Raw genomic sequence first — 13,385 nt, forward strand, 5'->3', positions numbered from 1 at the left:
TGACGCTCGACTTTTCAGCAATGACGGTTTCTAAATTCATTGTTATAAATGGATTTGAATGATTAAATAGGAATTAAAAAAATCCGACGATTTAGGATTGAAAGGCAATTCAACTCTAAATTATTGGAATAAAAAAGTTGGAGTGTCTGAGTGAAGCGAGTTGCCAACTTTATGGAGATAATTTAGTTAGTTGAATCATTGAGAGACTACTGTCGGCATCTTTTTTTGTTTCGTTTTTTGGATGAGCAAAAAATGAAAATAAAGAACAAATTTGAAATAAAAAAACAAAACCTCCTTTCCCCAAAACAAAGTTGGCGCGATGTACAGGAAAAGGAGTGAATTTTAAAACTATTGTTTAATTAAAAAACTTATGTAAAATTATGAAAAAATTTTACTTTAAACTAAATAGGCATATATTAAGTGTGCTATTGGGATTGTTTTGTGCAGCACCTATGTTGGCACAAACAGGAAAAACCGTGACTGGAACGGTAAAAGAACTTCAAGTCCCACTGGTGGGCGTAATAGTAAAAGAGGAGGGTACCGATAATTCCACTTTTACCGATGTAAATGGACAGTATTCGTTGACTTTACAACATGATGATGCTAAGCTAATTTTTGAGCAATTGGATTTCCCTATTCGAGAAGAAGAGGTATTGAATAGAAGTGTGATCAATGTAAATTTCACAAAAGAGGACGACGGGATTCAGCTAAAAGATGTGGTGATAAATGCAGGATACTATGCTGTAAAGGACAAAGAACGAACAGGGTCTATTACTCGTGTTACCGCAAAGGAAATCGAAAATCAGCCCGTGAATTCTATTTTAGATGCTTTGCAAGGTCGTGTCCCTGGTTTAGAGATTACACCAACTTCTGGAGTGGCTGGAGGAGGATATGAGGTGAAGATTAGAGGACAGAATAGTATTGCTGCAGGGAATAATCCTCTATTTATAGTAGATGGTGTTCCATTTGACACCAATTCGATGGGAGATAAATCTACAAGCGGAGTCCTATTTATAAATTCGTCTATAAATCCTTTAAATTATATTGATCCACAATCTATCGAATCTATCGAAGTTTTGAAAGATGCTGATGCTACTGCTATTTATGGATCACGGGGAGCCAATGGTGTGCTATTGATTACTACAAAGAAAGGAAAAGCGACAAAAACAAGTATTTCTATAGATGCTTCTACCACTGTTATTAATGCAACAAAGCTTCCTAAACTACTTAATACAGAACAACATCTAGAAATAAGGAAACAAGCCTTTGCAAATGATGGTGTAACGAAATACCCTACGACAGCCTATGACATAAATGGAACATGGGATATGACCAGATATACGGATTGGCAAAAACTACTTATTGGGAATACAGCTTTCAATCACAACATTCGTACCTCTATTAATGGTGGAAATGAGCAAACTAATTTTATGATAGGTGCTAATATAATGAAAGAGTCTTCTGTTTTCTATGGGAATTATGCTTACAATAAATTGAGCTTTTTTTCGACATTAAACCATAAAACAGCGAATAACAAACTAAAACTGCAATGGACTACTAATTATGGACAGGATAAAAACTATTTGCCTACACAAGATTTGACAAGAATTGCAAGAACGCTTGTTCCAAATGCTCCACGGTTGTTTAATGAAGATGGTAGCTTAAATTGGGAAAACAATACTTGGACAAACCCACTTGCGGCACTCAATGCCAGTTACCGCAATAATACACGTAATCTAAATACAAATCTGAATACAAGTTATCAGTTGATAGATAATATTGTTTTACGATCTAATGTAGGATACAATCGATCAGATTTAGATGATAGTCAACTTAATCCACATACTATTCGCAATCCTTCTTTTGGTGCTACAAGTCAACAATCTAACATGACAAAAAATTCTGGTCATCATGAAGGGTGGTTAATAGAACCCCAATTGGATGCTAATTTTAATTTAACTGCTTCGAGTAAACTAAGCGTATTAGTTGGTGGGACTTTGAATAGCCAAACAACAACTAAGTTGGTAATTATGGCAAATGGTTTTACAGACAACCAGTTAATGAATGTATTAAGCGCGGCTAAAAACGTGACGATATATAAAGATACTGAAGAGCAATATAAATATGCTGCTTTGTATGGAAGAGTAAATTATAATCTACACGAAAAATACTTCGTTAACTTGACGGGACGACGAGATGGATCGAGCCGATTTGGTCCTAATCATCGGTTTGCAAATTTTGGTGCAGTTGGTGCTGCTTGGCTTTTTTCGAAAGAAAGTTTTCTACGTGACGTATCATGGTTAAGTTTTGGGAAATTGAGAGGAAGCTATGGGGTAACAGGAAATGATCAAATTGGAGATTATCAATACCTAAATACTTATAACATCAGTCAAAATGGATATGATGGAAATATACTATTGACAACAGCACGTTTGTATAATCCTGATTTTTCGTGGGAGAAAAATAAAAAGTTGGAATTTGCTTTAGAAACAGCATTTCTAAAAAATAGAATTAACCTAACGCTGAATTATTATCAAAACCGATCAAGTAACCAATTGGTTGGCTATAGCTTGCCCACTATAACGGGGTTTACCTCTATACAAGCGAATTTGAATGCGGTTGTAGAAAATAAAGGTTGGGAAATGGATTTGCAGGTTGTTCCTATAAAATCTGCTAAATTCAACTGGTCTACTTCTTTTAATCTTACTATTCCTAAAAATAGATTGGTGGCATTTGAAGGTTTAGAAAACACCTCCTATGCAAATATGTATGTGATTGGAAAATCATTGAACACTAAGAAAATGTATCATCTGCAAGGGATTAATCCAACTACTGGTTTGTATGAGTTTACAGATTATAATGGTGATGGAAAGATAACTGCCATAGAAGATAAACAACAAGTTGTATCATTAGATCCTTCTTTTTATGGTGGATTCTCTAATTCTGTTTCGTATGAAAACTTTAATGTCGAGCTCTTTTTCCAATTCGTTAAGAAAAAAGGATTTAATGAATTCTATAGCTATGCTATGCCAGGTACAATGAGTAATCAGCCTTTTTCTGTGGTAAATGGGAATTTACAAAATTACTCGAGCGGAGCAAATCAAGCAGCTAGTATTGCCTATTCTAATTACAATAGTAGCGATGCAATGGTAACCGATACGTCTTTTATTCGATTGAAAAATGTTTCATTGTCTTATAAACTTCCTCTAAGTAAAAATCAGTCCAATCAATATGTGATTTATGCGCAAGGTCAGAACCTATGGACATGGAGTAAGTATAAATATGGTGATCCGGAACAAAATACTGGGTATCTACCTTCTTTGAGAAGAATTTCGATAGGATTTAAAGCTAATTTTTAATGACACAATTATGAAAAAATATCAAAACATAGTAAGCTATTCTTTATTCGTTTTCCTAATAGGAAATACAATAATAAGTTGTGAGAATTTTGTGGAATTAGATTCTCCAAAAGGGCAATTGAACCAAACAGATGTATTTGAAACAAACCAAACGGCACAAGCCGCTGTAACTACTTTATATGCATTATTACGTGATAACAGCTTAATAGCTGGAAATTTATCTAGTGCTGGTTTTTACATGGGAATTTACTCAGACGAGTTAGATAGTTATGCTACTGCTAATAGCGGTACGGACTTATTTTACAGACATCAAATTATCCCAACAAATGACGGTGTAAAAGGGATTTGGACAAATTCTTATAAAGTAATATACGAATGCAATGCGGTAATAGAAGGTGTAGAAAAATCAAATGGATTGACAAAAGAGCAAAAGAAACAATACAAAGCTGAGGCACTATTTATCCGTTCGTTAGCATCCTTTTATTTAACTAACTTATTTGGAGATATTCCATTTATTACCACAACAGATTATACCATTAATCAGAAAAGTTCAAAAACAAGTCATCAAAATGTACTTCTTAAAATTGAAGAAGATCTTATTGAATCTAAACAACAATTAGGTGAGCTTACATCGGTTACAAGCAATCTTAGGGCGAACAAATATATCATTACTGCATTATTAGCACGTCTATACATCTACCAAGAGCAATGGGAAAAAGCTGAAATTGAGTCGTCTGAACTTATTAATTCAGGTAAATTTCAATTAGAGAATGAGTTAAATAAAGAGTTTTTGAAAGAAAGTCGTTCTACACTATTCCAATTAAAAGCTAAAGCTGAAGGTGGAAATTCTAATGAAGGTGGTATATACATTTTTGAGGCTGGTCCTCCTCCTAATGCATCTTTATCCCCTCAACTATTTGAATCTTTTGAGCCAACTGATTTGAGAAAACAACAATGGACAAAACAAATTACTACTAATGGGAAAAATTGGGTAATGCCCTTTAAGTATAAAGAAAAGTATGCGACAACAACAAGTAAAGAATATACCATAGTTTTTAGACTTGCTGAACAGATTTTAATTCGAGCTGAAGCACGATTGAGATTAGGCAACTTGAATGGAGCAAAAGAGGATATAAATAGTATTCGAAAAAGGGCTGGGTTAACACCTATCACAACTTCATCTTCTCAAGATATTTTTGAAGCAATTGTAACGGAACGCCAACATGAATTATTTACAGAACATGGTCATCGTTGGTTTGATTTGAAACGATGGAAATTGGCAGATCAAGTTTTAAGTCCCATAAAACCCAATTGGAAAGCAACAGATGTATTATTACCTATACCAGAAGCTGAACTTTTAATTAATCCAAATCTATTACCACAAAACCAAGGCTATTAAGAGTTTGTACTACAAATACAACATCATAAAAAGGCATTCATACAAACAACAGAATTAGTACCCATGGAAAAAATAAGTAAAATAATATTCCTCATCCTATTGGGATTTGTTCTCTCGACCTACAACGTCTTTGGTCAAGAGATAAATAAGAAAACATATACACACGATTTAGACAGTATATGGTCTACTAATACTACAATTAATAACATTAGCACTAACGGGAATTGGATTGAAACCTCTGAATCATTTTTAGGTAAAAATATCATTCGATTAATTCATTCTTCTACTTCTAAAATTATAGAAAGAGAAAATACAAAAAAGAGTTTATTTTCTAATAACGAACATTTTGCAATCCTTTTAAGTGAAAGCAAACTTGAAATAATCGATTTAAGAAATTCGAAATGCTTTCTTGTATTGAATAAACCAATTCGAAAAGTAGAATTTGACGCAACAAATCAACAGCTTGCTTACTTATCAGCTGATGATATTTTAACGTTATTCGATACCAAGACAGAAAATTTCGTTACAAAGCATGATGTTTCCAACTTTAGTTGGAGCCCTGCTTCATCGACATTGGCAATTCTTTCTAAGGATGAAAAAACAGTTGGTTTTTATAGCTCAAAATTAGAGGCTATTGATCAGCTATCAAGTGATACAGGTACATTCATTTTTAATGATCGATCTCCTCTAAATAATTGGAGTAAAAATGGGTATTATTTTTCATTTCTTGAAAAAGAAAATGAAAAGAGAAAAATAGTTCGTTATGCATTCCAAACAAAAAGGCTGAATTTCATCAATGTAGAAGATTGGTTGAAAATAAATCCTTCTCATTACTTTTTTGATGAATCTGTTCGTGTATTAGCGGATGGAAAGTATATTGAATTTCAACTAAATGAAAAAAGTACCGAAGATTCTTTAAAAGGAATTGAAAAGTGGTCTACCAATGATACGTGGGATTACCTCAAAGATAAAAGAATAAAAATACAGGATGCGTATAAACGATTAATTTGGTCTGTAGATGAGCACAATACTGTTATGGAAATAAAAGGAAAACAATTTTCTCTTGAAAATCATGTCCCTTTTGCTTTGACATTTGATAGAAAACAATACGAACCACAGTATAGATATTTTGAGATTGCAGATGTTTATTTAAATGATTATCAATCAAAAAAGTCATATAAAATAATTGATAGTCTGTATACCAATCCTAATTTTATTTCCGTTTCTCCAAATGGGGAGTACATTGCTTATTTTAAAATGAACCATTGGAATTTGTATGATGTAAAAAAGCAAACGTATAAGAAACTAACAACAGTTCTTTTTCAAGATTTTTATGATAGAACTAAAGCAGATACTGACAAACCACCTTTTGATCAGCCCTATTGGTCAGAGGATGGTAAATCTATTCTACTAACGTCAACCTATGATTTGTGGCAATTTAGTATAGATAAAAATGAAGTAAAGCAAATCACCTTTGGAGAACAAAAAGAAGAGTATAATCGTTTGGCATCTATTAATTTAACGAACTCATCAAATCGTCGTATTGACATGAATAAACCACTGATTATTAAACACCATAAAGATGATCAGTCACATGGAATAGCGATTTTAAAAAAGGGAAAAGTGATACATTTTTTTAGTACGGATGCCGAAATCAATCAAATTTACAGTGATAGCAACAAAAATAAATTGTATTATAGAAAAGCAAAATACAATGAATCACCTTCAATTCATGAACTTTCCCCTAATCATACAACGCGTCTTGTTTACCAAAGTAACTCTAAGCTAAGTGAATACGACTTAGGTTTTTCTAAAAATATAAACTATACATCTATAAATGGAAACGTGATGAATGGAGCTCTATTATATCCTTCTCAGTACGATTCAACTAAAACATATCCTATGGTTGTGTACGTTTATGAAAATATATCGAAAAAAGTAAATGATTTTGTTATTCCTACATTATACTCCAAAGATGGATTTAATATTCTTAATTACATTACAAAAGGGTACTTTGTTTTGTTACCTGATATAGAATATGAAATTGGTAACCCAGGTATTTCTGCTTTGGTAAGTGTAGAAAATGCCGTAAAAAAAGCAGTAGAACTGTCGACAATTGATCAAAAAAGAATTGGTTTAATTGGACATTCATTTGGTGGATATGAAACAGCCTTTATTGCTACACAGTCAAAATTGTTTAGAACCGCTATTGCTGGGGCTGCTGTGACTGATTTAGTTAGTTTTTACCATGATATTAGTGTTTCATTTTCCACTAATCAATTGTGGCGATTAGAAAGTTTTCAGTTCCGTATGGGAGATAGTTTTTACAAAATAAAAGATCAATATTTCAGAAACTCGCCTCTGTATCATGTCGAAAAACTAAAAACACCTTTATTACTTTGGACAGGAAAAAAAGACACCAATATAAATGCTAATCAAAGTACTTATTTATTTATGGCTATGAATCGATTAGGAAAAGAAGGAAAAATGTTATTGTTTGATGATGAAGAACATACTTTAACAAAAAAACAAAATCAAGTTTTTCTATCTAACTCAATTTTAAATTGGTTTGATACGTATTTAAAATAAAAGAACGGAGCATGATGCTCCGTTCCTATTTAAATTAAACTTAAATATTTATTGACGATATAAAGGAGTTGTACAAGATGTTTCTGAAGAATCTCTCAATTCAAAAACATCTTGTTCATTTCCAATTTCACCAATAGTACATGGTATGCTCCCCGTTAAATTACAATCAACCTTTACTTCATCACAATGATTCGTAGCAGAATTGTAAATATATCCTGTCATTAATACTTCTTCTTCATTGTTTTGAGAAGTTTTACTTTCAGTGGCAAATGCAAAAGCAACAGCCATCATTCCTACCCCAATAGGTAGCGCTTTTTTTAGAAAATTTGTTTTCATCTTGTATAATTTTAATGTGGTGACTTACTCTTTTGTACAGGTTTTCGGTCATCCCCTGCGTTGCGCAACGATTTATTTTCTTTTGTTATAGATATAAAGTTCATGATCTACAATCGCAAATATTCTGTTTTTGTAAATGCTAAAATTTCTGAGTTGCTTTTTGGGTGAATGGTAGAGGTAAAAGCTATGGGTATAGGTTTTGTTCACCAAATCATATTGATCTATGCTACTTGCTCCTTCTATTTTTTGTTCGAATTTGCCCAGTCGATCAGTCGATATATAGAGTTGGTTACCATAAGTCGAGGCTAATTTGTTTACAAGTAAGGTTTGTGGACCTAGCTTATATTGCTTTGTTTTTTTATAATAGCCTACATCGATCTGAACTTTAGAAATAGTATCAATGGTACTTCCCGTATTCATTTCAGCTAACTCAGCATCAAATTCGAGGTACTGATTTTTGTAGTAATAGACGTAGATAAACTTTTTCAATTGGGGATTCCATAGTAATGAACCGTCTGACTCAAATGTACCGTCAAGTTTTTTTTCTAGACTGTTATAGTTAAGCTGAAGTTGATGCTCTGATAACAATCCCAATACATTAGCTTTTACTTTTGTACTATAAGTTGCTATTCCAAACTTAGAAGAATCTGCGACTACAAATTGATTATAATACACCTCTCCTTTAGAAATAGTCTTTGCTTTCCAATCATCAATTTTACCTCGAAATAAAATGCCAACCGAACCGTCTCCTAAGTAAAAATAAGGTATTTGTACATAAGCAATCACTCTTTTATAAGGCAGGTTATATTGCTCAATTTCTAGTTTTATATCCTTCATTTGATTAGCGAGATAATCATATCTTTTAAGAAATAATGGTGTTTCTGTATTGGCTAAATAGAGATAACAACTGTCAATTCCTGCGATATAATAACCAGTTGCTTTTAAATCAACAGTTGTTTTTTTTTCGACTAAATGCGGAATGTATTTACGCGTAAACGCATTGTTATACTGAGATTTCTTTTCTGATAAACCATATAAAATGGTTACACTAACAATTCCAATTAAAATAAGAAAGAATTGTTGAATTACATAACCTCTCCATGTTTGAGAGATGTTTGTTATTCTAACGCCAATTAAAGCCAATCCTACAAATACACCATTAAAAATGAGATGTTCTGTCCATCCCAATTTTTCTAAAACACCACCACATGAACAAGGAGTAAATGCCGTGAAATGTAGAATAATGACAATATAGGTCGTGAACATCACCATTAAGAAAAGTGAAATCTATAAAGCGAATGCTCGGAACCGTTCAAACATCAAAAAGATTGCTGTTACAAGTTCTATAGCAATAATTCCATACGAAATAGGAATCGCATAACTAGCTAATAAGGGTGATTGTCCCAATTGCGTTTGAAAAGTCTCAAAATCGATAAGCTTACTGACTGCTGCATAGACAAATAAAACAATAAAAAGGTAGCAGATGAGTGTTTGTATAATAGGTATTAATTTTCTCATGTTTTTGTGTTTTACGGTTAACGGTAAAGGGTTAACGGTTAATGCTATACAAAGTTCAGAGAAGTTATTGAGCAAGTCAATACCTATTTTTAGAAAAAACAGACCAATTTTTGTTAATTCTACTCATTTTTTAAAAATAGAACTCATTTTTTTGAAAAACCTCTCATTTTTGATGAGTTTTAGAATTGTTCTATATAAGGTAGTCTTATTTTAACCAGATTATTTGAAAACCTTTTTCTCGATACAAAATTCTTTTAGAATTCCACTCAAAATGGGGATTTATTGATGAATTGCTTTAGAAATTATGTTAAGGTTTAGTTGTTTTTAGAATATAACTTTTTTATTGCCAGAAATGTTAGTATGAGATGACGATATTTTACCCAATGAAAGCCAATTTATGAAGTTGCATATTTTTTATTATCTTGCTCTAAAATAATAAAAGTTAAATTATGGCTAGTTCTATCAATTTAAAAATATTCAAAGAATTTATTAAGTCGAGTAATTTTGGAGGTTTCCTCCTTTTTTTATGCGTACTGATTTCTTTAATTATAGCTAATTCATCTTTAAGTGACACATTAAAAAGTGTATTATCTTATGAATTTGGAGTCGAAAATAGTTGGATTCATTTAAAGTATAGTACAAGCATGTGGATTAATGATGGATTAATGGCTATTTTTTTCTTACTTGTAGGTCTAGAAATAAAAAGAGAAATTGTAGAAGGTGAACTATCATCACCTAAAAAAGCTATTCTTCCTATTTTAGCAGCAATGGGTGGTGCGATAGTGCCTGCGTTAATATATATATATTTTAATATAGGTTTGGATACTTCAGGTGGATGGGGAATTCCTATGGCTACAGATATTGCATTTGCATTAGCAGTTATATCATTGTTAGACAAAAGGATTCCGATAAGTTTAAAGATTTTTTTGGCTGCATTAGCTATAGTGGATGATCTGATAGCTATTTTAGTGATAGCTTTATTTTATTCATCAGGTATAGACTTAGTGTATTTAATGTATGCGGGTGTAGGCCTAGGAGTATTAGTGTTAATGAATAGATTAAACGTTGAGAATCCTTATTTATATTTGATTCCAGGAATATTTATATGGTATTTTGTACATCATTCGGGTATACATGCTACAATAGCAGGTGTATTAGTAGCAATGACTTTACCAACAAATAATACTGATCAAGAATCGCCATTAGAACGATTAGAACATGCCTTAGTAAAGCCTGTAAACTTTATTATTATTCCAATTTTTGCATTTGCTAATACTAATATAACTATTTATAACGAGATGCTTGAAGGATTAAGCTCTCCTTTAGGATTAGGTATTTTATTAGGTTTATTAGTTGGTAAACCAATAGGTATTGTATTAAGTTCCATTATTTGCTCAAGATTTGGCATTGGTCAGTTACCAGAAGGGAGTAATTTAAACCATATTTTAGGTGTAGGATTATTAGCTGGTATCGGTTTTACGATGTCTATATTTATATCTAATTTATCATTTAATAGTGAAATATTAATTGATGAAGCTAAATTAGCCGTTTTATTAACATCTTTAATTGCTGGAGTATTAGGCTACTTGATTTTGAGAAAAAGTAGTAAAATAAATTAATAATACTTACTCGAATTTTTAATTCTCGATTATTTGATCAGATAACAAAATGTAGTTATAAATGGAAAAAGGCATATGATGAACATGGAGAAGAAGGTTTACTTAGAAAAAAAACAATACCTCGTACATTTCCCAATCAAATCAAGCAAGAAATTGTAAATAAAGTATTAGAACTTCGAAAAGAACATAGATTAGGGACTTGGCGAATTAAATTGTATTTAGAACGTTATCATGATATTTTAATATCAGAATCAAGTGTTTATCGTATTCTAAAACGCAATAATGTAGGTCGATTAGACAGAAAGGTAACTAGAAGAGCTATGCATAGTATTCGATATGAAAAAGAAACACTAGGTCATCATGTACAGGATGATGCTAAATTTCTAATTTTTCAAGATGCAAATGGCCATAAAATCAAGCGATTTCAATATACAGCAATTGATGATGCTACACGAATTAGAGCGCTTAAAATCTATGAAAAGCACAATCAATTAAGTTCAATTGATTTCATAAATTATGTTGTAGATAAATTTCCTTTCAGAATTAATACAATTCAAACAGATAACGGACATGAATTTCAATCAAAATTTCATTGGTATGTTTAAGATTTAAGAATGAGACACCGGTTTATAAAAGTAGGAAGACCTTGGTTAAATGGAAAAATTGAACCATCTCATTTAACTGATAAAAAAAGAGTTCTATCAACTTTTAAGCTATACTAATGATCCCGATCTAAATCAAAAATTAGGGGAATGAGAAAAATTTTATAATCTAAATAGACTTTATGTTCATTTAAAGTAAAAACACCTTATTAAATACTAAAATCAAAACTAAAATAATTATATTTAATGCCTACGTAGTGATGAAGTACGACAATTAATATCAATAAAATGTCTATGAATAGAATATACAAATTGCTCAATCTACATATTGGAGAAGAAGATAAGAATAAGGTCAAAGAGGATGTACAAAGTAATATCTCATTTAAAGGAGCAAATTTATGGATTTTAGCATGTGCTATTTTGATAGCTTCAATAGGTTTAAATGTTAATTCAACAGCAGTTATTATAGGAGCTATGTTAATTTCACCTTTAATGGGACCAATTGTAGGTTCTGGATTTGCATTAGCAACTTATGATTTTACCCTATTAAAGCGATCTACTAAGAATTTGTTTATTGCAACATTAGCTGGATTGGTAGTTTCGTGTTTATATTTTTATTTAAGCCCATTTAAAGAAGTAGAGTCAGAAATATTAGCCAGAACATCGCCTACAATTTATGATGTCCTAATTGCTTTTTTTGGAGGTGTCGTAGGAGCTATATCAATAACAAGAATTGAGAAAGGTAACCCAATACCAGGGGTAGCAATAGCTACTGCATTAATGCCACCATTGTGTACAGCAGGTTTTGGTTTAGCAACTCTCAACTTTAAGTTTTTAGCGGGTGCATTATATTTATATAGTATAAATTGTTTTTTTATTGCCTTATCTACATTTTTGGTATTGAAATATTTGAAATATAAGCCAATACAAACCCAAAACCCTGCACTAGACAAAAAAGTACGACTAACTATAACTGTTTTGATGTCTTTATTAATTTTACCTAGTTTCTATCTAGCCTATAATCTATTACAAGAAAAAAGATATACACAAAACGTAAATACATTTATCCAAAAAGAGTTTCAGTTGAAAGGTAAAACTATTATTTATAAAAATGTAAACTTTAGATCAAATCCAAAACGTATTGAACTTGCATTTTTAACAGAGAAATATGATAGTTTACAAATAAAAGAATTTAATAATAAGCTAGCGGATTTTGGTTTAGAGAATACAACTTTAGTTGTTCGACAAAATAATAGTGATTTAAAACAAGAAATATTAAGTGAAATAAATAAAAATCAGCTAAACGTAACAGAAAAAGATTTACAAATACAACAATTAAAAACACAAATAGAACAAAAAAAAATTGGAGATGCTACTACTGAACGTGAAATAAAATCCTTGTTTCCTTCAATACGTTATGTTTATTTTGGGGTTATTCAACATTATAGTGATAGTTTAAAAGCAAAACCAATAGTGATATATCATTCAGAACAAGAAATTGATGAAAATCTATTGCATAACTGGTTGAAAATAAAATTAAAGAGTGATAATTTAGCATTGATTAAAGAATAATATTTATTTTTCGATTCTAAAAATCAGATTTAGAAGATGTTACAATATTTTATATAATAAGGTTATTTATAATCTGATAATCCTATTTTGCTGAACGATATAATAATACGAATTCTTAAGTTAAATTTTTTTAATGTTTATTCTTATTTTGAATTACGTCAAAACCTTTTTTCTCGATACAAAATTCTTTCAGAATTCCACTCAAAATGATAGTTGTGTAATTGAAATGGGCAGAATCTACAATGTGATTGTATTTATTTTAACCACATAGAGGTATAGAAATTAGAAGATTTACAAAAGAGTAATCAATAGTTTACCATAGAGTTTTCATTTTATGAAAATGAGAATATTTTTAGTTGAGAGGTTTACGGCCAAGAGTTTTTTGATTACT

The 13,385-nt window shown here is 31.1% G+C and carries 6 protein-coding genes and 3 pseudogenes; 7 read left to right on the forward strand and 2 right to left on the reverse strand.

The genetic code is table 11. From position 1 onward, the window contains the following. Positions 1–380 precede the first annotated feature (380 nt). The 3 genes from B3R94_RS11690 (at position 381) to B3R94_RS11700 (ending at position 7,347) form a co-directional block, all read left to right on the forward strand. Positions 381–3,359, forward strand: coding sequence for a SusC/RagA family TonB-linked outer membrane protein (locus tag B3R94_RS11690; RefSeq protein ID WP_291100951.1), 2,979 nt, complete (start codon positions 381–383; stop codon positions 3,357–3,359). A gap of 91 nt (positions 3,360–3,450) precedes the next feature. Further along, positions 3,451–4,758, forward strand: coding sequence for a RagB/SusD family nutrient uptake outer membrane protein (locus tag B3R94_RS11695; protein ID WP_236688236.1), 1,308 nt, complete (start codon positions 3,451–3,453; stop codon positions 4,756–4,758). Positions 4,759–4,821: 63 nt separating this feature from the next. Further along, positions 4,822–7,347 carry a prolyl oligopeptidase family serine peptidase gene (locus tag B3R94_RS11700; RefSeq protein ID WP_291100956.1) on the forward strand — a complete coding sequence of 842 codons (2,526 nt, stop codon included), beginning with the start codon at positions 4,822–4,824 and terminating at the stop codon, positions 7,345–7,347. 48 nt (positions 7,348–7,395) lie between these two features. Here B3R94_RS11700 and B3R94_RS11705 read toward each other — a convergent pair whose 3' ends face one another. Both B3R94_RS11705 and B3R94_RS11710 read right to left on the reverse strand, forming a co-directional pair. Beyond that, positions 7,396–7,683, reverse strand: coding sequence for a DUF6520 family protein (locus B3R94_RS11705; RefSeq protein ID WP_291064666.1), 288 nt, complete (start codon positions 7,681–7,683; stop codon positions 7,396–7,398). A 72-nt stretch (positions 7,684–7,755) separates the two neighbouring features. Next, a pseudogene (locus B3R94_RS11710) lies at positions 7,756–9,201 on the reverse strand (DoxX family protein). Between the two features lie 449 nt (positions 9,202–9,650). Here B3R94_RS11710 and nhaA point away from each other — a divergent pair. From nhaA to B3R94_RS11725, 4 genes and pseudogenes are all read left to right on the forward strand, one after another. Further along, positions 9,651–10,820 (forward strand): Na+/H+ antiporter NhaA, encoded by a 1,170-nt coding sequence (nhaA, locus tag B3R94_RS11715; protein WP_038337095.1) that lies wholly within the window; start codon positions 9,651–9,653, stop codon positions 10,818–10,820. Positions 10,821–10,936: 116 nt separating this feature from the next. Continuing rightward, a pseudogene (locus tag B3R94_RS14280) lies at positions 10,937–11,032 on the forward strand (hypothetical protein); the annotation flags it as partial. Between the two features lie 3 nt (positions 11,033–11,035). Continuing rightward, positions 11,036–11,573: pseudogene (locus B3R94_RS14285) on the forward strand (IS481 family transposase); the annotation flags it as partial. A 143-nt stretch (positions 11,574–11,716) separates the two neighbouring features. Then, positions 11,717–12,994 carry a DUF389 domain-containing protein gene (locus tag B3R94_RS11725; RefSeq protein WP_291100966.1) on the forward strand — a complete coding sequence of 426 codons (1,278 nt, stop codon included), beginning with the start codon at positions 11,717–11,719 and terminating at the stop codon, positions 12,992–12,994. Positions 12,995–13,385: the final 391 nt, after the last annotated feature.

Origin of the sequence: Empedobacter sp. UBA7611 (assembly GCF_002484365.1) — a bacterium.
GTDB lineage: Bacteria > Bacteroidota > Bacteroidia > Flavobacteriales > Weeksellaceae > Empedobacter > Empedobacter falsenii_B.